Here is a 20,272-nt window from a genome sequence, read left to right as displayed (position 1 = left end):
CAACCAGCCGGGACCCGCGCGATGGACAGCCTGCTCACCCAGTTCGACATTTCCGACGAGGAAATCCGGCAGATCGTGCGCGACACGATCACCGGCGCCGACGACGGCGAACTGTTCCTCGAGCAGAGCCAGTCCGAAGCGCTGATGTTCGACAACGGCCGGCTGAAGACGGCCAATTTCTCGGCCGACCAGGGGTTCGGCCTGCGCGCCGTCGCGGGCGAGGCCTCGGGCTACGCACATTCGAGCGAACTGTCGGGCGCGGCGCTGCGGCGCGCAGCCGACGCCGTGTCGGCCGTCAAGACCGGTTATTCCGGGACGCTCGCGGAGGCGCCGGCGCGGACCAACCGCCATCTCTACGGCGACGCGAACCCGATCGAAGCGCCCGGATTCGAGGCCAAGGCGAAGATCCTGCAGGAGATCGACGCCTATGTGCGCGCCCGCGACCCGCGTGTGCGGCAGGTGACCGCCTCGCTCACCGCCTCCTGGCAGCATGTCGAGATCGTCCGCGCCGACGGCCAGATCGCCCGCGACATCCGCCCGCTTGTGCGCATGAGCATCCAGGTGGTCGTCGGCGAAGGCGACCGGCAGGAGACCGGTTCGTGCGGCGCCGGCGGACGCAAGAGCTTCGATGAATTCGTCGCCGACGGTGCCTGGAGAGACGGCGCAGACGAGGCGCTGCGCCAGGCGCTCGTGAACCTGGAGGCGGTCCCCGCCCCTGCAGGGACCTTCGACATCGTGCTGGCCTCCGGTTGGCCGGGCGTGATGCTGCACGAGGCGGTCGGCCATGGGCTCGAAGGCGACTTCAACCGCAAGAAGACCTCCGCCTTCTCCGGTCTGATGGGCCAGCAGGTGGCGGCGAAGGGCGTGACCGTGGTCGATGACGGCACGATCATGGAGCGGCGCGGCTCGCTCACGATCGACGACGAGGGCACGCCTTCGGCCTACAACGTGCTGATCGAGGACGGCAAGCTGGTCGGCTACATGCAGGACCGGCAGAACGCCCGCCTGATGGGCATGCGCCCGACCGGCAACGGCCGCCGCGAGGGCTATGCCCACCAGCCCATGCCGCGCATGACCAACACCTACATGACCGCCGGCGACAAGACGCCGGAGGAGATCATCGCCTCGGTGAAGAAGGGCATCTATGCCGTGTCGTTCGGCGGCGGCCAGGTCGACATCACCTCGGGCAAGTTCGTGTTCGGCTGCACCGAGGCCTACATGATCGAGGACGGCAAGGTGACCCAGCCGATCAAGGGCGCGATGCTGATCGGCAACGGACCCGACGCGATGCACCGCGTGACGATGGTCGGCAACGACCTGAAGCTCGACACCGGCATCGGCACCTGCGGCAAGGCTGGCCAGGGCGTGCCCGTCGGCATCGGCCAACCGCACCTGCGCATGAACCAGATGACGGTCGGCGGGACGAAGGCGTGATTAAGGCCGCTTGAATTTGATGGTCATAAATTATAGTTTTTCTCTCAAAACTTTAATTTATGACCGATCGATTCAAGGAGGCTTTAATGAAGCCGACCGATTTTAAAGATAGTCCGGCTGGGACTTTAATTCCGACGATCTCAGGCCAGCAGGCCTTCGTTCCCAACCCGCTGCCTCCGGAAATCGATTACCCGCGCATCATCGGCTCTTTCAGCCGGGCTATGCAGGCTATCGGTGAATTGAACGGACTTGCGCATCAACTAGAAAACCCGCTCATCGTCATTCGTCCGCTGCAGCGGCAAGAAGCGTTATCGTCTTCAGCAATGGAGGGCACTTTCACAACTGCCAATGCACTGGCGTTGGCTGAAGCAGACGCAGATCAATATGTCGATGAGGCGACAAAGGAAGTCCGGAATTACGTACGGGCGTTTGATGAGGCGCGACGTATGCTGGAGGAAATCCCACTTTCCAATCGCCTGATCAAGGCGACTCATCGAACCCTTCTCTCAGGCCTTGCGAACAGTCGCGGGGCAAACAAGCAACCCGGCGAGTTCAAGACCCATCAGAACTTCATCGGCGGAGCATCCCGGCGAATTGAAGATGCTCGCTTCGTGCCCCCGCCACCCAACGAGACCGAACTCGCCATGGCGTCGCTGGAGCGCTATCTCAACCGTCCGGACGACAACGGAATTCCACCGTTGATCGATACGGCGCTAATGCACTATCAGTTCGAGACGATCCATCCATTCGCCGACGGCAACGGCCGAGTGGGGAGAATTCTGATTCCAATATACCTGATCCAAAGAGGCGCATTGCAGCAGCCACTCCTCTACTTCAGTCCATCGGTCGAAGGTCGCAAATCGGACTATGTCGACATGATGCTCGACGTATCGCGGTACGGCCGTTGGACTGAATGGATCGTTTTTTTCCTCGATGCAGTCAGTAATGCTTGCCAACGATCCGCAGAGACCATCGAGCGTCTGTTGATGCTTCGTGCCGAATTTCGCCAGAAGATCGCTGATTCCGGTGGGTCGGCCCGCTATGCCATCATCGCCGATCGACTTTTCGCGTCCCCCGTCATCTCCGCTCCCGAGGCTGCTGCGCTGCTTCAGGTCAGTTTTCCGGCTGCGCAGAATGCACTCAGTAAGCTCGAGAAGCTCGGCATTCTCACAGGACTGGAATACACCTCACATCCGAAGAGGTTCATCAGCACGAGCGTGCTTGAGATTACTGACCCCGCGGGAGGGCAAAGTTGACTATCCCCTCCATCGTCGTCCTCACCGGCGCGGGCATATCCGTGGAGTCCGGACTCGACACGTTCCGCGACAAGAACGGGATCTGGGCGAAAGTGGACCATCGCCAGCTCGCCACGCCGGAGGGCTTCGCCCACGATCCGGTGAAGGTGCACGACTTCTACAACAAGCGCCGGCGGCAGCTTCGCGACACGCGACCCAATGCAGCGCATCATGCGCTGGCGCGCCTCGAAGGCGCCTGGCGCGACAATTTCCTGCTCGTCACGCAGAACGTCGATGACCTGCACGAATCGGCTGGCTCGCGCCGGCTCATCCACATGCATGGCGAGCTGAACTCCGGCCTGTGCGAGGCCTGCGGCATGCGCTGCCCGTGGAAGACGGACATGTCGACCTATTCGCAGTGCCCGCATTGCTCGATCGTCGGGCGGATGCGACCGGACATCGTCTGGTTCGGTGAAATGCCCTACCAGATGGAGCGGATCTACCGCGCGCTCGGGCAAGCCGACCTGTTCGTCGCCATCGGCACCTCGGGCAACGTCTACCCCGCCGCCCAGTTCGTCGAGGAGGCCAGTGCCGCCGGGGCGCGCACGGTCGAGATCAATCTCGACACGTCGGACAACACGCAGCTCTTCAATGAGGTGATCCGCGGCCCCGCGTCCACCACTGTGCCGGCCTTTGTCGACCGGCTGCTGGCAAAGGCCTGACCGTCACCGCCGCTTGCGCGGTTTCTCCAGCAGCGCCACCGCCTCGACATGTGGCGACCAGAGGAACTGGTCGACAGGCGTCACGCCGACCAGCCTGTAGCCGCCGTCGATGAGGATGCGCAGGTCGCGGGCGAGCGTCGTGGGATTGCAGGACACCGCCGCCACCTTCGGCACGTTTGACCGCGCGATCTGCCGCGACTGGTCCTCGGCGCCCGCGCGCGGCGGATCGAAGACGATGCCGTCGAACGCATCGAGTTCCTTGAAGGTGAGCGGCCGGCGGAAGAGATCGCGCTTCTCCGTCGTGACGCGCTTCAGCCCCGTCGAGAAACGGAAGCCGCGGTCGAGGGCGGCAAGAGGAGCGGCTTCCGCCTCCACGGCATGGACTTCAGAGCCACGGGCAAGGCGCAGCGCAAAGGCGCCGGAGCCGCAGAAGAGATCGGCCACGCGCTTGGCCTTGGCAAGGTGCGCCATGACGAGGCCGGCCATCGCCTCCTCGGCGGAGGCGACCGCCTGGAGAAAGCTTCCGGGCGGCGGCGAGACGTCCACGCTGCCATAGCGGATGGCCGGCCTGTGATGCTCGACCACGATGTCGCCCTCGATCGAGAGCCGCGCCAGACGTTGACGGATCGCCATATCGCCCGCCGCCCGCCGCGCCGCGTCGGGCACGTCGCCGACATCGGCGAAGGCGACATCGTGGCCGGTCTCCGTCGCGGTCACCGTGACATGGAAAGGCTTCGTGTTCTGGCAGACGACGCCGGCAAGGTCGCGCAGCAGCGGCAAGGCCGAAACGATCGACGGCACGGCGATGCGGCATTCCTCGATGTCGACGATCTCGCCCGACTGCATGCGGTGATAGCCCAGCAGCATGCCGCCTGTCGTCTTGCGGCCGCTCAGCACCACGCGGCGGCGGCTGTCGGGCGCGCAGTCGACCAACGGTTCGAGCGCCACGTCGATCCGCTCCCGCTTCAGCGCCGAGGCGACGCGCTCCGCCTTGAAGGCGCGATAGGCCGCACCCTCCATGTGCTGGAGCGAACAGCCGCCGCAGGTGCCGAAATGCCGGCACGGAGGCTCGACTCTGAGCAGCGACGGTTCAACCACCGCCATCAGCGTGCCGCGGTCGCGCTCGACGGCCGCGTTGACGATCTCGCCCGGCAGGGTGAACGGAACGAAGACCTGGCCGCGCTCGGTCCGGGCCACGCCGTCGCCCTGGCCGCCGAGCGAGTCGATCCTGAGCCGCACGTTCACCGGTCCTTCCTCCCACCGAGCAGGAATTCGCGGTTGCCGTCGCCGCCCGCGATCGGCGACGGCGCGATGCCGAGCGAGCGCCAGCCGGGCTGCGTCTCCAGCCAGGACGACATGTCCTCAGCGATCTTTTCGCCCAGCGCCGGATCGCGCAGCAGGCCGCCCTTGCCGATCGCCTCGCGGCCGGCCTCGAACTGTGGTTTCACCAGAAACGCGGCGGCCGCACCAGGTGCCGCGAGGGTGAGCGCCGGCGGCAATGCCAGCTTCAGCGATATGAAGCTCACATCCGCGACGACGATCTGCGGTGCTCTTCCGTCGAGATGCTCGATCGTCAGGTCGCGCGCGTTCAGGCCCTCGATTGCCCGGACACGCGGATCGGCGCGCAGGCTCTCGTGCAGCTGGTCGCGGCCGACATCGATGGCGGCGACGGAGGCGGCACCCCGCTCCAGCAGGACCTGGGTGAAGCCGCCCGTCGAGGCGCCGACATCGAGGGCATGGCAGCCCGACGGGTCGATCGAAAAATGATCGAGTGCCGCGACGAGCTTCAGCGCGGAGCGCGAGACATAGCCGCGCGCCGGATCGTCCACGGCGATGTCTGCTCCCTGCTCGACCACCCTGCCCGGCTTGGTCTCGACCTTGCCCGAGACGGTGATGGTGCCCCGCTCGATCGCATCGCGGGCGCGCGAGCGGCTGGCGAAGAGGCCGCGGACGACGAGGAGCTCGTCGAGGCGCTGGCGGTTGGCGGGGCTTGCGGCGGACATCGAGCTTCCTTGGCCGGTCGGGCCGGCGAAAGCAAGCCTGCGAGCGTTGCTCAGAAGCGGACGCTTCGCGAAGCCATCCTGACCGAGCCGGTCGGCGTCGTGTCCATGCGCCCGGCTGAAAGATGCGTCGGCTGCGACCGGTCGATCGGCGTCACGAACACCGGCCGGGTGTCCACTTCGAAGCCGCCGCGCAGGTCGCCCATCTTCGAGGCGGCAATGCTGATCGCGGCCGCTTCGAGCTTGCGGTCGTAGCGCTGCTCGCCCATCGCCGAGGTCAGCGAGGCGGCGAGGGCCAGCGCCGCGACAATCGTCGTTTTCATGTTGTTATGCTCCCTGTCCCGGGAAGCGTTCTACCAGCGGCCGATTGAAAAACGGCCAAAGGACAGGGTTAGGAAAACGCCAAACTGCAGCGTAAACAGAGTCTTATGCAAAGACGCTGCCAGGCTGATTCACGTGCCTGAGAAATTGATTCAGCCTGGCTCACGCGCTTGCGGCGCGGATCTCGCGATGGAGCGTGGCGAAGACCGTGCGGACGATGCCGGCGGCGTCGAGGCCCGCGTCGGCATACATCTTCTCGGGCTTGGCGTGATCGGTGAACTCGTCCGGCAGGCAGAGCGGGCGCACCTTCAGCCCGTTGTCGAGCAGGCCGTTCATGGCGAGGAACTGCAGCACCTGGCTGCCGAAGCCGCCAACGGCCCCCTCCTCCACCGTGATCAGCACCTCGTGCTCGCGTGCCAGCCGGCCGACGAGATCGGTGTCGAGCGGCTTGGCGAAGCGGGCGTCGGCGACGGTGGTCGACAGGCCGGCGGCATCGAGCTCCTCGGCTGCCAGCAGGCAGTCCGCCAAGCGCGTGCCGAGCGACAGAAGTGCCACCTTCGAACCCTGGCGCAGGATGCGTCCCTTGCCGATGTCGAGGAACGAACCCCGCGCCGGCATCTCGACGCCGACACCGTTGCCGCGCGGATAGCGGAAGGAGATCGGGCCCTCGTCATACTCCGCCGCAGTGCGCACCATGTGGCGCAGTTCCGCCTCGTCGGCGGCCGCCATCACCACGAAGCCCGGCAGCGATGCCAGGAAGCCGACGTCGAAGGCGCCGCAATGCGTCGGCCCGTCGGCGCCGACGAAGCCGGCGCGATCGATGGGGAAACGCACCGGCAGCTTCTGGATCGCCACGTCGTGGACCACCTGGTCGTAGGCGCGCTGCAGGAAGGTCGAATAGATCGCGGCGAAGGGCTTGAAGCCTTCCGTCGCAAGGCCTGCTGCGAAAGTGACCGCATGCTGCTCGGCAATGCCGACGTCGAAGGTGCGGGTCGGGAATGCCTCGCCGAACAGATCGAGGCCGGTGCCGGAAGGCATCGCCGCCGTGACCGCGACGATCTTGTCGTCGCGCAGCGCCTCGTCGACGAGAGCCTCTGCGAAAACCTTGGTGTAGGCGGGCGCATTGGCGGGCGCCTTCGCCTGGGCGCCGGTGATGACGTCGAATTTGTTGACGCCGTGATACTTGTCTTCCGCCGCCTCGGCTGGGCCGTAGCCCTTGCCCTTCTTGGTGATGACGTGGATCAGCACCGGCCCGTCGCCATTGTCGCGGACGTTCTTCAGCACCGGGATCAGGTGCTCCAGATTGTGCCCGTCGATCGGGCCGATGTGGTAGAAGCCGAGCTCCTCGAACATCGTGCCGCCGGTCACGTAGCCGCGCGCATGCTCGACGGCGCGGGTGATGGCGCGGTCCGCACGCTTGCCGAGGTAGGAGGTCAGTTTCTTGCCGAAATCGCGGAAGCCGAGATAGGTCTTGCCGACGGCGAGGCGCGCGAGATAGGCGCTCATCGCGCCCGTCGGCGGGGCGATCGACATGTCGTTGTCGTTGAGGATGACGATCAGCCGGGCGTCGAGCGCGCCGGCATTGTTCATCGCCTCATAGGCCATGCCGGCCGACATCGCGCCGTCGCCGATCACGGCGATGACATTGTTTTTCCGCCCGTCGAGGTCGCGGGCAACCGCCATGCCGAGCCCGGCCGAGATCGAGGTCGAGGAATGTGCCGCGCCAAACGGGTCGTATTCGCTCTCGGCGCGCTTGGTGAAGCCCGACAGGCCGTTCTCGCTCCTGAGCGTGCGGATGCGGTCGCGCCGCCCGGTCAGGATCTTGTGCGGATAGGCCTGGTGGCCGACGTCCCAGATCAGGCGATCGTCCGGCGTGTTGAAGACGTAGTGAAGCGCCACGGTCAGCTCGACCACGCCGAGCCCGGCGCCGAGATGGCCGCCGGTCTGCGAGACCGCGTCGATCAGTTCCTCGCGCAGTTCGGCTGCGAGCTGCGGCAGTTCGGCTTCCGACAGCTTGCGCAGGTCCTCAGGGATGCGGACCTTGTCGAGGAGTGGCGTGGACGGAGAGGGCAATTGTCCGGCTTCTTTTTCCTATAGTGCTGCCGACATAGGCAGTGCGGCCCGAAAAGTAAACGTGGGCCTCCGTCGCAGCCTAGCTGGCCGGCAAAGGAATGAACTCTTCCTCGTCGCCGGGAACGATGTCGAACTTCGCCGTCCGCCACTCTTCCTTGGCCTGCTCGATGCGTTCCTTCGACGACGAGACGAAGTTCCACCAGATGTGGCGGGGCGAGCCAAGCGAGGCTCCACCGAACAGCATGAAATGCGCGCCCGTCTCCGAGGATATGATGATCTCGTCGCCGGGCCGGAACACCAGCAGGCGGTCGGAGGGGAATCGGTCGCCGGCGATGATCACCGACCCTTCCAGCACGTAGATCGCCCGCTCCTCGGCATCCGCCGGGATCTGCACGCGCGCGCCGGGATCGAGGCGCAGCGAAGCATAGAGCGTGTCGGAATAGGCCTTGACCGGCGAGGCCAGCCCCTGGAACGCGCCGATCACCACCGAGCCGGTGACGCCGCCGTCGTCGAAGTCCGGCAGGTGCGCCTTCTGCGTGTTGGCGAATTCCGGCGCGATCTCTTCCTTGCCGTCGGGAAGCGCGATCCAGGTCTGCAGGCCCGAGATCGACATCGGTGCGCCGCGAAGCTCCTGAGGCGTGCGCTCCGAATGCACGATGCCACGGCCAGCGGTCATCAGGTTCACGTCCCCCGGCGCGATCACCATCTCGGTGCCGAGCGAATCGCGATGGCGGATGTGGCCGTCGAAGAGATAGGTGACGGTCGACAGGCCGATATGCGGATGCGGCCGCACGTCCATCGCCTGGCCCGCGCGCAGGATCGCGGGGCCCATGCGGTCGAAGAAGATGAAGGGCCCGACGAGCCGGCGCTTCGCCGTCGGCAGCGCCCGGCGCACCTCGAATCCGCCGATGTCCTTGGCGTTGGGGATGACCATCAGTTCGATGGCGTCGCAGGAGAAGGCGTCGCCGGGCTCGGGGTCGCGTACGGGAAAATAGCTCATTCGAATACGATCACAGGTGACGGGGAAAAACGCAATGCGGATCGCGCCCGCGCCTTGGCGGTCTCTTCGTCGCGATCCTTCGGCGGCTGGGTCGTATCGAGCGTATCGATCAATTCGCGGGTGGCCGCCGTGATCTTCCTGACCGCCCGGTCGAATGCCTTCCGATTCTTTTTCGACGGCGCATTCGCGCCGGAAACCTTGCGCACGAACTGAAGCGCGGCCTCATACACTTCGTCGTCCGTCGCGGGAGGATCGAAGTTGAACAGTTGCTTGATGTTGCGGCACACGGGATCGCTCCTTTGTCCGGTTGGGTCGGGCAGCGCCTACCAGGAGATGATCGTATCGCTGTAAGCGGCCAATTGTTTGTCGCCGACAAGGGAATGTGGTCTTGGCCACTATGGAACGTAGGTCACCAGATCGGTGTAAGCGGTCAGGCGCTTGTCATGCGTGATCAGGCGCATCGGCTCGCACAATGCCTGCGCCACCATCAGTCTGTCGAACGGGTCACCGTGGTGCAGGGGCAGAGTTTCTACCTTTGCAGCATGAGTCGCGGTAACGTCCAAAAGCTGGAAACCCAGACGGCTGAAAGCGTCGATCGCCTCCGTCGCCGAGAAAGGCGGCGGATCGTTTCGATCCAGTTGCCTCTTGATCGCAATTTCCCAGATCGCAACGACAGAGACCACGACTTCGTTACCGGCGTCTTCGATGTCCAGCCGCACTGCTTCAGCAATGCGCTCGGGATTCTTGGCGGCCCAAATCGCGATATGAGTATCGAGCAACAGCCTCACGGTTCGGCCGAGGCCTCGCCCGCGAACAGCTTCTCGATGATCGGATCGGTCGCGTTGAATGTCTCGAGATCCAACGGAGGGGTCCCATCCCGGAACATCCCCAATGGCCGCTTGCCCGTCGGGCGTGTCTGAATGGCAACCAGCCTGGCCGCAGGCTTGCCGTTACGGGCAATGATGATCTCGGGCTCGGCGCCACTCTCGACAGCCTCGATCAGACGCGACAGCGAGTTTTTCGCCTCTAGAATATTCACCTTTAACATCGCTAGGCTCCTTGGCCAGACCTAGCCAGTTTACCACCGAGCGACGATACGGGCAACAAATGCCGTCGCTTACGCCCCATCCAGAGGCTCGACGCCGGCCGGCTTGCCGTCGCGAGACAGGCGGATCTTCTCGACCTTGTCCTCGGCAGCCTTCAAGAGCCGATCGCAGTGCGCCTTCAGCGATTCGCCGCGCTCGTAGATGCGGATCGACTGGTCGAGCGGCACGTCGCCGCGTTCCAGGTTCTCGACGATGCGCTCCAGCGCCTCCAGCGCCTGCTCGAAGCTCATCGCCTTGATGTCGTCGTTGGCGTCTTCGGCCATGGGGGTCAACCTCTCATCAGGCGGCCGACATGGGCGGCCACGGACAGCGCGAGTCCCTGCAGGTCGTAGCCACCCTCCAGCAGGCTGACAAGCCGGTTGGACGAGAAACGCGCGGCGCGGTCCATCAGCTTTCCGGTCGCCCAGGAGAAATCGTCCTCGACGAGGTTGATCTCGGCCAACGGATCGCGGTGATGCGCGTCGAAGCCGGCGGAGATGATGATGAGGTCGGGGCGGAAGGCGTCTAGCGCCGGCAGGATGCGGCTCTCGAAGGCGTCGCGGAAGACCTCGCCGTCGGTGTCCGGCGCCAGCGGCGCGTTGACGATGTTGCCGACGCCCGTCTCGGTTTTCGCCCCGGTGCCCGGATAGAGCGGCATCTGGTGGGTAGAGCAGTAGAGCACCGTCGGGTCGGTCCAGAAGATGTCCTGCGTGCCGTTGCCGTGATGCACGTCCCAGTCGACGATCGCGACGCGCTCGGCGCCATGCGTCTTCTGCGCGTGACGGGCGGCGATCGCGGCATTGTTGAACAGGCAGAAGCCCATCGCCTTGACCTTCTCGGCGTGGTGGCCCGGCGGCCGCGTCGCGACAAAGACGTTGGCCGCCCTGCCCTCGAACACGTCGTCCACCGCCGCATTCGCCGCGCCGACTCCGGTCAGCGCCGCCTCCCAGCTCTTCGGGCTCACGGAGGTGTCGCTGTCGATCCGCGCCATGCCTGTCTCGGGGATGGCGGCTTCGATCCGGTCGACATAGTGCTTTGGATGCGCCAGCAGGATCGAGGCGGGATCGCCCATCGGCGACTGCACGCGGTCGAGCACCGAGAACGCCTCGTGCTCCAGCACCTTTTCGATCGCCCGCAACCTGTCGGGCCGCTCGGGATGCCCGGGCGGCGTCAGGTGGTCGAGATGGATCGGATTGCTGTAGAGGCGGGTGGTCATGCCGTCATCATATAGGACGACCGGCCCGAATTGGCCATCGGCTAGACGATCTCGGTCCTGGCGATCTTGATGCCGAATCCTTCGAGGCCGACATAGTGGCGCTCGCGGGACGACAGCAGGATGATCGAGGAAATGCCGAGATGCTTCAGGATCTGGGCGCCGAGGCCGATCTCGCGCCACTCGCTTTCGCGGCGCAACGCTTCGGCATGGGTCTCCTGGTCGCTATTGACGGGGCGATTGCGCGCCTGGTGGGCGACGCCGACCGAGCCTTCGCGCAGATAGACGATGACGCCGCGCTTCTCCTCGCCCATCATCTTCATGATGGCGTCCAGCCGGCTCGACCCGCCGAGCACGTCGGCGACCACGTTCTCTGGATGGAGGCGCACCGGCACGTCGGTGCCGTCGCGGATATCCCCGTAGACCACGGCGAGGTGCTGCATCGGATCCCACGGCAACGTGTAGGCATGCGCTTTCGCTCGGCCGCCGACCGTGTCGATATCGAAACTGGCGACGCATTCGATCAGCGTCTCCTGCCGCTGGCGATAGGCGATCAGATCGGCCACGGAAACCTGCTTGAGGCCGTGGGCGGCCGCGAAGGTGGTGACCTGCGGGCCGCGCATGACCGTGCCGTCATCGTTAACGAGTTCGCAGATGACGCCGACCGGCGGCAGGCCCGCGAGCCGGCACAGGTCGACGGCGGCCTCGGTATGGCCCGAGCGCATCAGCACCCCGCCCTCGCGGGCGACCAGCGGGAAGATGTGGCCCGGCCGGGCGAAGTCATGCGGGCCGACGTTGGAATTGGCGAGGTTGCGCACGGTCGCCGTGCGGTCCTCGGCGGAAATACCGGTCGTCGTGCCGTGGCGGAAGTCGACCGAGACGGTGAAGGCGGTGGTGTGGGCCGAATCGTTCTCGGCCACCATCGGCGCGAGATTGAGGCGGCGCGCCTCCTCGCGCGGCATCGGCGCGCAGACGATGCCGGATGTGTGCCGCACGATGAATGCCATCTTCTCCGGCGTGCAATGAACGGCGGCAACGATCAGGTCGCCCTCGTTCTCGCGGCCGTCGTCGTCCATGACGACCACGATCTCGCCGCGCTCGAAGGCGCGGAGAGCTTCGACGATGCGTTTCTGATCGTAGGGCATTGGCTCGCTTCGCTCGCAGGCAGGTAGGGAATAGGGCAGTAGGGCAATAAGGGAATAGGGGAGTAAGGGAAAGACGCCCAGTCGGGTATTGAGCGTTCAAGCAGCGCGATACGTTGCCCTACTGCCCTACTGCCCTCCTGCCTACCTGCCCCCGATGCCTCAGATAATGATCCGCTATGGCACACGCGACCATCGCCTCGCCGATCGGCACGGCGCGGATGCCGACGCAGGGGTCGTGGCGGCCCTTTGTCATCACGTCAACGTCGTGGCCGGACGTATCGATGGACTTGCGCGGGGTGAGGATCGAGGAGGTCGGCTTGACTGCGAAGCGGGCGACGATCGGCTGGCCGGTCGAGATGCCGCCGAGGATGCCGCCGGCATGGTTCGACAGGAAAACGGGCTTGCCGTCATTGCCCATGCGCATCTCGTCGGCGTTCTGTTCGCCGGTCAGCCGCGCGGCGGCGAAGCCCTCGCCGATCTCGACGCCCTTGACGGCGTTGATCGACATCAGGTTGCCCGCGATGTCCTGGTCGAGCTTGGCATAAAGCGGCGCGCCGAGGCCGGCCGGCACGCCCTCGGCCACGATTTCGATCACCGCGCCGACCGACGAGCCCGCCTTGCGGATGCCGTCGAGATAGTCGGAAAACAGCGGCACCGAGGCGGGGTCCGGCGTGAAGAACGGGTTTTCCGCGTCCTCGACGAAATTCCAGTTCCAGTTGGCACGGTCGATCTCCTTGTCGCCCATCGCCACCAGTGCGCCACGCACGGAGACGCCGGGCACGACAAGACGCGCCAGCGCGCCCGCCGCGACGCGGGCCGCCGTCTCGCGCGCCGAGGAACGGCCGCCGCCGCGATAGTCCCGGATGCCGTATTTCTGGTCGTAGGCGTAGTCGGCATGGCCCGGACGGTATTGCCTGGCGATATCGCCATAGTCCTTCGACCGCTGGTCGACGTTCTCGATCATCATCGAGACGGGCGTGCCGGTGGTGACCAGCGTCTCGCCGTCATCGTCGGTCACCACACCGGAGAGGATCTTCACCTCGTCGGGCTCGCGGCGCTGGGTCACGAAACGGGATTGTCCCGGCCTCCGGCGGTCGAGGTCGCGCTGGATGTCCGCAAGTTTGAAACGGATGCCCGGAGGGCAGCCGTCGACCACGCAGCCGAGCGCCGGCCCGTGACTCTCGCCCCAGGTCGTCACGCGGAAAAGATGGCCGAAGGTGTTATGCGACATGACGTGGACCCCGTCGGTCTCAGAGACTGTTCGAAATTCGCTCTGGCGAGTCAGCTGGTGGTGGTTTCGAGAACCGGAGCGGAGCGGACATTTGGGTCCGTGAGCACCGGAAGCGCAGAAAACGCCATCAGATGGCCGCCAGAGCAGAATTTCCAAACAGTCTCTCAGCCGGTCTGGGGTGCCTTCTATTGGCGATTCATCCACCGGTCAAACATGCCGCGGCCGGATGCAGGCATCTGAATTTAACTTTTGACACATTCGCGGCTTAGCTGTTTGTTCACGCATCCACGACCTGCGCCAGCCCGCGGCGGCGCCCCATCAGAACCGAGGAACGCATGAAAGCCATTTCCGGCGCGCTGGCCGCACTTCTTCTTTTCGCCTCGTCCGCCTATGCCGCCGACGCCGAGGGCACCATCGCCAAGATCGACAAGTCGACCATGACGCTCACCCTCAAGGGCGGCGAGTCCTTCAAGCTGTCCGAGGAATTTGCGCTCGAGGACTACAGCGAGGGCATGGACGTGACGATCTCGTACGACGAGATCAACGGCGAGAAGATCGTCCTCCAGATCATCCCCGACTGAACGGGTCAGACCCAGCCGATCCGGCCGTCGCGGATTTCGAGGATGCGGTCCTGTGCCACGTCCATCATCGCCGCGTCATGGTCCGATATTCCGTTGAGGATTCGGAAGATCGAGCGGACCACCCCGCCATGGGTGACGACCACCACTGGACCCTCCAGTTCCGACAGCCAGGGCCGGATGCGATCGGCCAGCATGGCATAGCTCTCGGCGCCCTGCCCCGGCGGCACGAAGTTCCATTTGTCGAGATCGCGCGTTGAGGTCGAGCCCGGATTGGCGGCTTCCAGCTCGGCGAAGGTGAAGCCCTGCCAGTCGCCGAAATGCACCTCGACGATGCGCGGTTCGAGCGCATAGCCCTCCCGCGGCAGTCCCATCTCCGCGCGGATGATCTCCATCGTCTCGCGCGTGCGCCGCATCGGGCTGGCAACGAAGCGGAACCCGGACGGGTCGGGAATGAGACGCGCGAGCGTCCTGCCGTTCTGCGCCGCCTGCCGCCGCCCCTTCTCGGTGAGATCGGCCTCCGCCTGCCCCTGGACGCGCGCGATCTCGTTCCAGGCGGTCTGGCCGTGGCGCGCGATGTAGATCGGCGGGGACATTGCCGCTTCCTCTTCGAAAGGTCTGGAGACGGTCAGACGACCGAGATGTCGGGCGCGTCGACGGCCTTCATGCCGACGACGTGATAGCCGGAATCGACGTGCAGCACCTCGCCGGTGACGCCGCGCGACAGATCGGAAAGGAAATAGAGGCCGGAATCGCCCACTTCCTCGATCGTCACGGTGCGCTTCAGCGGCGAATTGTACTCGTTCCACTTCAGGATGTAGCGGAAGTCGCCGATGCCGGAGGCGGCGAGCGTCTTGATCGGCCCGGCGGAGATGGCGTTGACGCGGATATTCTTGGCCCCGAGGTCGACCGCCAGATACTGCAGGCTCGCCTCGAGTGCCGCCTTGGCGACGCCCATGACGTTGTAGTGCGGCATCACCTTCTCGGCGCCGTAATAGGTCAGCGTCAACAGCGAGCCGCCGTCGGTCATCAGCGGTTCGGCGCGCTTGGCCACCGCCGTGAAGGAATAGACGGAGATGTCCATGGTGCGCAGGAAATTGTCCCGCGTCGTCTCGACATAGCGGCCGGTCAGCTCGTCCTTGTCGGAGAAGGCGATGGCATGGACGACGAAATCGATCTTGCCCCACTTCTCCTTCAGCGCGTCGAACACCGCGTCCAGCGTCGCCATCTCGGTGACGTCGCAATGGCCGACGACATAGGCGCCGAGCTCCTCGGCCAGCGGCTCGACGCGCTTCCTGAACGCTTCGCCCTGATAGGTCAGCGCGATCTCGGCGCCGTGGTCGACGCAGGCCTTGGCGATGCCATAGGCGATGGAGCGATTGTTCGCGACGCCCATGATCAGGCCGCGTTTGCCAGCCATCAGGCCCTGTCCAGCCGCCATGTCGCTTACTCCCTGCGCAGCCTCATTTTGTGCTGGCTATCGCATAGGGATGCTGCCGCATCAAGCGCCGCGCTTCCTCATCAGCGCTTCGAGCTCGGCATCGCCGCCCTCCGGCAGCATGACGCGCACATGCACGTAGAGGTCCGCCTTGTCGCCGGCCTTGGTCGGCAGCCCGCGCCCCTTGATGCGCAGCACGCGGTCGGAGCTCGACCACGGCGGCACCGTCACGGCCACGCGCCCGCCGAGCGTGTCGACAGGCACCTTCGCGCCGAGGACAGCGTCACGCAGGCTGACGGGCAGGTCGACGCGCAGGTCGCGCCCGTCGAGCGTATAGCGCGGATGCTTGCGGAAACGGATTCTGACGACCGCGTCGCCGCGCCCTCCGGTCGGCAGCAGCGCGCCCTCGCCCTGGAGCCGCATCTCCTGGCCGTCTTCCAGATAGGCGGGAAGCTGGACCCCGACCTTGCGGCCGTCCGGGAACAGCGCCGTCTTGCGCACGCCGGTGGCTGCCTCCTCGATCGAGACGTCGAGATTGACCTTCATCTCGGGCGCCTGCGCGCCGCGGCCGCCCATCTCCGGCTCGCCTCGCCCGAAAGCGGAGCCGAACAGTTCGCTGAAGATGTCGCCCGCGCCGCCGAAACCGCCGGCGCCCGGGCCGCCGGGGCCCGTCGAGCGGAACTCGAAGCGCGCGCCACCCGGCCCCTGCCCGGACCGGCGGAAGCCGCCGAACGGATCACCGCCGGCGCCGGCATTCTCGAAGCCGGCGAAGCGCGGCTTGCCCTCCGCGTCGATCTCGCCGCGATCGAATTCGCCCCGGCGCTTCTCGTCGCCGAGGATCTCATAGGCCTGGTTGACGGCCGCGAAACGGTCCTTCGCCTTCGGATCGTCCGGATTCTGGTCCGGATGATGCTGCTTGGCGAGCTTGCGGAACGCGGCCTTGATCTCCTTGGGCGAAGCGGTCTTGGCAACGCCCAGAACGTCGTAGGGATTGCGCATGTGAAGCCAATTCCAGAATGGACTGAGTTGTCCCGTATATGAGCGAGTCTAGGAAGAAATTCCAGACCGGCCACGTCAGCTTTGTGAGAATGCGCGCATATACCACGCTCCATCGCGGCCGAGGCAGGCTTCGCCCGAATAGAGCGCCACGCCGTCGAAGCTCTCGCGCGAGGTCCGGAACCGGCGGCAGAGCACGTCCTTCTTCCGGGTCTCGACGACGTCGAAGATCGATCCGCGCGACTGGGTGTCGACATTGGCCCAGGCGAGTGGCTTACCGCTGAGCTCATCCAGATTCGCGGAGGAGACGGCGTTGCGGATGGTGGTCTGGTCCGAGATGGCCTGGGAGCTCGGCGCAGGGGCAGGCTCGACAGCACTGGTGAGGATGGATCGGTCCGCCTCGATCTTCGACAGGCTCATCCCGCCGCCGCAACCGGCAAGGCCGGCGCAGGAGGCGAGAACGAATGCCGGAAGGAGCCTGTCGCTGGCCCCCTTCCTTTCGCGTCCTGTGGCTTGCGCTGCGCGCGACAATGCGCAATCTCCCCACCAAATCAGTTCAGGGTGGAAGTATGGCCGCGCCAGGGTTAACGGAAAGTGACTTCACGCTCGCCGACGAGCCGCTTCGCCTGTTCGGCGAATGGCTCTATGACGCGACGAAGAGCGAGATCAACGACCCGAACGCGCTCGCGCTCGCGACCGTCGACGAAAACGGCCTGCCCGACGTGCGCATGGTCCTGCTCAAGGGCTATGACGAGCGCGGCTTCGTCTTCTACACCAATTTCGAGAGCGTCAAGGGCCGCGAGATCCTTGGCTCAATGAAGGCTGCCATGTGCTTCCACTGGAAGAGCCTGCGCCGGCAGGTGCGGGTGCGCGGGCCGGTCGAGATCGTCAGCGACGCCGAGGCGGACGAATACTACGCCAGCCGGCCGCGCGGCAGCCGCATCGGCGCCTGGGCGTCGAAGCAGTCGCGGCCGCTCGAAAGCCGTTTCGCGCTGGAGAAGGCGGTCGCCGAATACACAGCGCGCCACCCGATCGGCGAGATTCCGCGCCCGCCGCACTGGTCGGGCTTCCGCATCATGCCGACGCAGATCGAGTTCTGGCACGACAGGCCGTTCCGCCTGCACGACCGCGTGGTGTTTACGCATGGCGCCGGCGGCTGGGAGAAGACGCGGCTGTATCCGTAAAGTCCGTCGCAGGCCGATCCTCGCTCTGGCTGAAAGTCTCAGAACGTCAGATTTCCGCTGGACAGCGAGCATGCGCTGAGCGGCGTGGTGAAATTCGTGACCGCGTTCCCGATACACGCGTCGTTGGTCGCCTGGCCGTCTATTCCGGTAGTGCCGACCGAGAAGTTGATAATAGTATTCCGTTGGATGACGCTCCGCTCTCCGGATGAGAAGATGCCGTACGAGTACCAGCTACGACATCCCGGACCTGATTACCCTCGACGACCGCGCCAATCGTGTCCGACGCTATGATGCCGTAAGCCAGGATGCTCTCCGAAACGTCGTTGACGATGTTGTCCATGACGGAATGCCCCTCGCCGAACTGAACGACGATGCCGTACGCGGACGTGAAAGTTCCGCCGCCGGTCAAGGTCACCGTGTTGTCTTTCACGACCGAATGCGAGCCCATCACCCACAAACCGACATAGCGCGCACTCTCACTCCTGACATCTTCGATGAGATGACCAGCGCTCGACCCTCCGATCTGCGGGCCTTCGATTTTGACATTGTGAAGAAAGCCGCGGATCGCGCCGTTACGTATGGTTATGTTCTGACGATTGTAAGCCGAGATGCCCGTTGCCTGAGTGTTCACGCCGCCGCCCAAGCCGCCGAGCTTGTAGCCGTTCATCTCGATGGTCACGTTGTTGGCGTTGATGGTAATTGCATTGCCGGTCGTGGCGGAGGTGGCGAGATCCCTCTTCATGCAATGGATCCCCTGTTGGGTGATCACTGCCGGCAGGGAAACGATCTCGATGCAATCCTGAACTTCAGCGTGCGCGCAAGACACATACAACGCCAGGGCGACGCCCGCGGATGCAATGACGGTTTTCATATTGAGATATCCCAAGTGTTCGACATTCCCTAACGTCAAGTAAACCGGCAGAATTCATTGGTGTCCACTGGATTCAGTATCCAGCCTGGTCACGGCTTTCGAAATCCAAAGTGTGAGGATTGCCGCGTTGGCGAAGGGCTGCGCCGGATCGCGGCGCAGGAGATCCGAACGCCGCGGCGATGCTCGATGGGCGTGATCTGAGGCCGAAGCGCATCGGCCTAGAGGTCCGAAAGAGCAGGCACTCCCGGCTATCAACACCCGCGACATCGTTTCGTCATGCAAGGGTAGAGGTCCTGTCACGCGGGACGGTTAGTCGGTTCGGGTTTCCATTCCTCCGAAGGAGCCCCGCCTTGATCCGATCGCTACTCGCCTCCGCCGCCCTGCTCGTCATCGCAACCTCGGCACAGGCCGAGCAGGTGTTCCCCGCCAAGCTCGCCGGCCATGCCTATCTGCCGGCATTCACCATGGTGGCGCCGCCGGCCGATGCGCCGCGCGACGCCTGGACCTCCGGCAAGTTCACGGGCGCTGCCCGCAACGACAAGCCGATGAGCGTCATGGGCGACGTCGGCGCCAATTACGGCAAGCACCCGACCGGCATCTCGCTGCCCTTCCTCGGCCAGCCCGTGCAGGGCATGTCGGGCTTCGCCATGAACCGCGCCGCCGACGGCAGCGTCTACACGCTGACCGACAATGGCTTCGGCTCCAAGGTCAACAGCCCGGACGCCATGCTGTTCTTCCACCGCATGAAGCCCGATTTCGCAACCGGCAAGGTCGAGCGCGCCGAGACCGTCTTCCTGCGCGACCCGGACCGCAAGGTGCCGTTCCGCATCGCCTATGAAGGCACCGAGAGCCGCTATCTCACCGGCGCCGATTTTGATCCCGAGAGCATCCAGTTCCTCAACGACGAGATCTGGCTGGGCGACGAGTTCGGCCCCTTCGTCATCCGCGCCTCGCTCGACGGCCGCGTGCTCTCCGTCCACCAGACCATGCTCGACGGTCAGGCGCTGAAGGGCCCGGACACGCCCGGCGTCGTCGTCCCCGCCGTCGCCGGCAAGGATTTCCGCGTCCAGCGGTCCGGCGGCTACGAGGGCATGGCGCTGCAGCCCGGCACCAACCTGCTCTGGGGCATGCTGGAGAAGCCGCTGCTCGGCGAGGACGGCAAGCCGGAAGGCTCGTTCCTGCGCGTCATCACCTTCGACACCGCCAAGCGCGACTGGACCGGCACCAGCTACAAGTTCCAGCTCGCCGAGGGTGCAACGGCAATCGGCGACTTCAACTTCATCGACGACACCCGCGCGCTGGTGATCGAACGCGACAACGGCGAGGGCGACGCCTCTGTCGCCTGCGCCGGCGAAGACATGTCGGCCTGCTATCCGCAGCCGGCCAAGGTGAAGAACATCGTCCTGGTCGACACCGCCAAGGTCAGCGACGACGGCTTCATCACCCGCATCGGCACGATCAACCTGATGGACATCCAGGACCCCGACAACAAGGCCATCGCCGCAATCGTCGGGCCGAACGCGACCGCCGGCAAGCTCACCTTCCCCTTCTTCACGATCGAGGACGTGATGCGCGTCGACGACACGCACATCATGGTGGCGAACGACAACAACCTGCCCTTCTCCGGCGGCCGCGAGATCGGCAAGGCCGCCAACAACGAGTTCATCCTGCTCGACGTGGCGGATTTCCTCGCGGCGAAAAGCGAATAGTACACAAGGCGGATGCGGGCGGCCCCTGCGCCGCCCG

The 20,272-nt window shown here is 65.1% G+C and carries 23 protein-coding genes; 6 read left to right on the top strand and 17 right to left on the bottom strand.

Features of this window, described 5'->3' with window-relative positions; genetic code table 11:
* Positions 1 to 21 precede the first annotated feature (21 nt).
* The 3 genes from tldD (at position 22) to LRS09_RS19150 (ending at position 3,391) form a co-directional block, all read left to right on the top strand.
* Positions 22 to 1,434: a metalloprotease TldD gene (tldD, locus tag LRS09_RS19160; protein WP_257808451.1), complete on the top strand. Its 1,413-nt coding sequence runs from the start codon at positions 22 to 24 to the stop codon at positions 1,432 to 1,434.
* Between the two features lie 86 nt (positions 1,435 to 1,520).
* On the top strand, positions 1,521 to 2,690 hold the full coding sequence (locus tag LRS09_RS19155; RefSeq protein WP_257808450.1) for a Fic family protein: 1,170 nt from the start codon (positions 1,521 to 1,523) through the stop codon (positions 2,688 to 2,690).
* Positions 2,687 to 3,391, top strand: a complete 705-nt coding sequence (locus LRS09_RS19150) for an NAD-dependent deacylase (RefSeq protein ID WP_257808449.1) — start codon at positions 2,687 to 2,689, stop codon at positions 3,389 to 3,391. Before LRS09_RS19155 ends, LRS09_RS19150 begins: the two co-directional genes overlap by 4 nt.
* Before the next feature lie 3 nt (positions 3,392 to 3,394).
* Here LRS09_RS19150 and LRS09_RS19145 read toward each other — a convergent pair whose 3' ends face one another.
* The 12 genes from LRS09_RS19145 to aroC all read right to left on the bottom strand — a co-directional run bounded on the left by LRS09_RS19145 (position 3,395) and on the right by aroC (position 13,459).
* Positions 3,395 to 4,636, bottom strand: coding sequence for a class I SAM-dependent RNA methyltransferase (locus tag LRS09_RS19145; RefSeq protein ID WP_257808448.1), 1,242 nt, complete (start codon positions 4,634 to 4,636; stop codon positions 3,395 to 3,397).
* On the bottom strand, positions 4,633 to 5,394 hold the full coding sequence (locus tag LRS09_RS19140; RefSeq protein ID WP_257808447.1) for a TlyA family RNA methyltransferase: 762 nt from the start codon (positions 5,392 to 5,394) through the stop codon (positions 4,633 to 4,635). Before LRS09_RS19140 ends, LRS09_RS19145 begins: the two co-directional genes overlap by 4 nt.
* Positions 5,395 to 5,444: 50 nt before the next feature.
* Positions 5,445 to 5,714 carry a hypothetical protein gene (locus LRS09_RS19135; protein WP_257808446.1) on the bottom strand — a complete coding sequence of 90 codons (270 nt, stop codon included), beginning with the start codon at positions 5,712 to 5,714 and terminating at the stop codon, positions 5,445 to 5,447.
* A 160-nt stretch (positions 5,715 to 5,874) separates the two neighbouring features.
* On the bottom strand, positions 5,875 to 7,785 hold the full coding sequence (dxs, locus tag LRS09_RS19130) for a 1-deoxy-D-xylulose-5-phosphate synthase (RefSeq protein WP_257808445.1): 1,911 nt from the start codon (positions 7,783 to 7,785) through the stop codon (positions 5,875 to 5,877).
* Positions 7,786 to 7,864: 79 nt separating this feature from the next.
* Entirely contained in the window at positions 7,865 to 8,785 is a 921-nt protein-coding gene (locus LRS09_RS19125; protein ID WP_257808444.1) for a pirin family protein, read from the bottom strand.
* On the bottom strand, positions 8,782 to 9,072 hold the full coding sequence (locus LRS09_RS19120) for a DUF2277 domain-containing protein (protein ID WP_257808443.1): 291 nt from the start codon (positions 9,070 to 9,072) through the stop codon (positions 8,782 to 8,784). Before LRS09_RS19120 ends, LRS09_RS19125 begins: the two co-directional genes overlap by 4 nt.
* A 108-nt stretch (positions 9,073 to 9,180) precedes the next feature.
* Entirely contained in the window at positions 9,181 to 9,573 is a 393-nt protein-coding gene (locus LRS09_RS19115; RefSeq protein WP_257808442.1) for a type II toxin-antitoxin system VapC family toxin, read from the bottom strand.
* On the bottom strand, positions 9,570 to 9,833 hold the full coding sequence (locus LRS09_RS19110) for a type II toxin-antitoxin system Phd/YefM family antitoxin (protein ID WP_257808441.1): 264 nt from the start codon (positions 9,831 to 9,833) through the stop codon (positions 9,570 to 9,572). Before LRS09_RS19110 ends, LRS09_RS19115 begins: the two co-directional genes overlap by 4 nt.
* A gap of 69 nt (positions 9,834 to 9,902) precedes the next feature.
* Positions 9,903 to 10,154: an exodeoxyribonuclease VII small subunit gene (locus LRS09_RS19105; protein WP_085464473.1), complete on the bottom strand. Its 252-nt coding sequence runs from the start codon at positions 10,152 to 10,154 to the stop codon at positions 9,903 to 9,905.
* Between the two features lie 5 nt (positions 10,155 to 10,159).
* Positions 10,160 to 11,086 (bottom strand): histone deacetylase family protein, encoded by a 927-nt coding sequence (locus tag LRS09_RS19100; RefSeq protein WP_257808439.1) that lies wholly within the window; start codon positions 11,084 to 11,086, stop codon positions 10,160 to 10,162.
* Positions 11,087 to 11,127: 41 nt separating this feature from the next.
* Positions 11,128 to 12,228, bottom strand: coding sequence for a 3,4-dihydroxy-2-butanone-4-phosphate synthase (gene ribB / locus LRS09_RS19095; RefSeq protein ID WP_257808438.1), 1,101 nt, complete (start codon positions 12,226 to 12,228; stop codon positions 11,128 to 11,130).
* A 118-nt stretch (positions 12,229 to 12,346) separates the two neighbouring features.
* Positions 12,347 to 13,459 carry a chorismate synthase gene (gene aroC / locus LRS09_RS19090; RefSeq protein WP_257808437.1) on the bottom strand — a complete coding sequence of 371 codons (1,113 nt, stop codon included), beginning with the start codon at positions 13,457 to 13,459 and terminating at the stop codon, positions 12,347 to 12,349.
* Positions 13,460 to 13,794: 335 nt separating this feature from the next.
* On the opposite strand from aroC, the gene LRS09_RS19085 reads away from it, so the two are divergent.
* Positions 13,795 to 14,040: a DUF1344 domain-containing protein gene (locus tag LRS09_RS19085; protein WP_257808436.1), complete on the top strand. Its 246-nt coding sequence runs from the start codon at positions 13,795 to 13,797 to the stop codon at positions 14,038 to 14,040.
* Between the two features lie 5 nt (positions 14,041 to 14,045).
* Here LRS09_RS19085 and LRS09_RS19080 read toward each other — a convergent pair whose 3' ends face one another.
* From LRS09_RS19080 to LRS09_RS19065, 4 genes are all read right to left on the bottom strand, one after another.
* Positions 14,046 to 14,633, bottom strand: coding sequence for a histidine phosphatase family protein (locus tag LRS09_RS19080; RefSeq protein WP_257808435.1), 588 nt, complete (start codon positions 14,631 to 14,633; stop codon positions 14,046 to 14,048).
* A 32-nt stretch (positions 14,634 to 14,665) separates the two neighbouring features.
* Positions 14,666 to 15,478, bottom strand: a complete 813-nt coding sequence (gene fabI / locus LRS09_RS19075) for an enoyl-ACP reductase FabI (RefSeq protein WP_257808434.1) — start codon at positions 15,476 to 15,478, stop codon at positions 14,666 to 14,668.
* Positions 15,479 to 15,538: 60 nt separating this feature from the next.
* Positions 15,539 to 16,474, bottom strand: a complete 936-nt coding sequence (locus tag LRS09_RS19070; protein ID WP_257808433.1) for a DnaJ C-terminal domain-containing protein — start codon at positions 16,472 to 16,474, stop codon at positions 15,539 to 15,541.
* 75 nt (positions 16,475 to 16,549) lie between these two features.
* Entirely contained in the window at positions 16,550 to 16,891 is a 342-nt protein-coding gene (locus LRS09_RS19065) for an RT0821/Lpp0805 family surface protein (RefSeq protein WP_257808431.1), read from the bottom strand.
* A 149-nt stretch (positions 16,892 to 17,040) separates the two neighbouring features.
* Here LRS09_RS19065 and pdxH point away from each other — a divergent pair, with 149 nt between their 5' ends.
* Positions 17,041 to 17,655 carry a pyridoxamine 5'-phosphate oxidase gene (gene pdxH / locus LRS09_RS19060; protein WP_257808429.1) on the top strand — a complete coding sequence of 205 codons (615 nt, stop codon included), beginning with the start codon at positions 17,041 to 17,043 and terminating at the stop codon, positions 17,653 to 17,655.
* 139 nt (positions 17,656 to 17,794) lie between these two features.
* On the opposite strand, the gene LRS09_RS19055 is transcribed toward pdxH, so the two are convergent.
* Positions 17,795 to 18,526, bottom strand: a complete 732-nt coding sequence (locus LRS09_RS19055) for a hypothetical protein (RefSeq protein ID WP_257808428.1) — start codon at positions 18,524 to 18,526, stop codon at positions 17,795 to 17,797.
* Positions 18,527 to 18,876: 350 nt separating this feature from the next.
* Here LRS09_RS19055 and LRS09_RS19050 point away from each other — a divergent pair, with 350 nt between their 5' ends.
* Positions 18,877 to 20,235, top strand: a complete 1,359-nt coding sequence (locus LRS09_RS19050; protein ID WP_257808427.1) for an esterase-like activity of phytase family protein — start codon at positions 18,877 to 18,879, stop codon at positions 20,233 to 20,235.
* Positions 20,236 to 20,272: the final 37 nt, after the last annotated feature.

Origin of the sequence: Mesorhizobium sp. J428 (assembly GCF_024699925.1) — a bacterium.
GTDB lineage: Bacteria > Pseudomonadota > Alphaproteobacteria > Rhizobiales > Rhizobiaceae > Mesorhizobium_A.
This window is presented reverse-complemented; position numbering and strand designations above follow the sequence as displayed.

What these genes read in the sequence shown, in the direction of transcription:
- LRS09_RS19135 (WP_257808446.1), bottom strand. Translation starts at nt 5,714, where the DNA reads ATGAAAACGACGATTGTCGCGGCGCTGGCCCTCGCCGCCTCGCTGACC.
- pdxH (WP_257808429.1), top strand. Translation starts at nt 17,041, where the DNA reads ATGGCCGCGCCAGGGTTAACGGAAAGTGACTTCACGCTCGCCGACGAG.
- LRS09_RS19070 (WP_257808433.1), bottom strand. Translation starts at nt 16,474, where the DNA reads ATGCGCAATCCCTACGACGTTCTGGGCGTTGCCAAGACCGCTTCGCCC.
- ribB (WP_257808438.1), bottom strand. Translation starts at nt 12,228, where the DNA reads ATGCCCTACGATCAGAAACGCATCGTCGAAGCTCTCCGCGCCTTCGAG.
- LRS09_RS19140 (WP_257808447.1), bottom strand. Translation starts at nt 5,394, where the DNA reads ATGTCCGCCGCAAGCCCCGCCAACCGCCAGCGCCTCGACGAGCTCCTC.
- LRS09_RS19080 (WP_257808435.1), bottom strand. Translation starts at nt 14,633, where the DNA reads ATGTCCCCGCCGATCTACATCGCGCGCCACGGCCAGACCGCCTGGAAC.
- fabI (WP_257808434.1), bottom strand. Translation starts at nt 15,478, where the DNA reads ATGGCGGCTGGACAGGGCCTGATGGCTGGCAAACGCGGCCTGATCATG.
- LRS09_RS19085 (WP_257808436.1), top strand. Translation starts at nt 13,795, where the DNA reads ATGAAAGCCATTTCCGGCGCGCTGGCCGCACTTCTTCTTTTCGCCTCG.
- LRS09_RS19055 (WP_257808428.1), bottom strand. Translation starts at nt 18,526, where the DNA reads ATGAAAACCGTCATTGCATCCGCGGGCGTCGCCCTGGCGTTGTATGTG.
- LRS09_RS19125 (WP_257808444.1), bottom strand. Translation starts at nt 8,785, where the DNA reads ATGAGCTATTTTCCCGTACGCGACCCCGAGCCCGGCGACGCCTTCTCC.
- LRS09_RS19100 (WP_257808439.1), bottom strand. Translation starts at nt 11,086, where the DNA reads ATGACCACCCGCCTCTACAGCAATCCGATCCATCTCGACCACCTGACG.
- LRS09_RS19110 (WP_257808441.1), bottom strand. Translation starts at nt 9,833, where the DNA reads ATGTTAAAGGTGAATATTCTAGAGGCGAAAAACTCGCTGTCGCGTCTG.
- aroC (WP_257808437.1), bottom strand. Translation starts at nt 13,459, where the DNA reads ATGTCGCATAACACCTTCGGCCATCTTTTCCGCGTGACGACCTGGGGC.
- LRS09_RS19105 (WP_085464473.1), bottom strand. Translation starts at nt 10,154, where the DNA reads ATGGCCGAAGACGCCAACGACGACATCAAGGCGATGAGCTTCGAGCAG.
- LRS09_RS19155 (WP_257808450.1), top strand. Translation starts at nt 1,521, where the DNA reads ATGAAGCCGACCGATTTTAAAGATAGTCCGGCTGGGACTTTAATTCCG.
- LRS09_RS19065 (WP_257808431.1), bottom strand. Translation starts at nt 16,891, where the DNA reads ATGAGCCTGTCGAAGATCGAGGCGGACCGATCCATCCTCACCAGTGCT.
- tldD (WP_257808451.1), top strand. Translation starts at nt 22, where the DNA reads ATGGACAGCCTGCTCACCCAGTTCGACATTTCCGACGAGGAAATCCGG.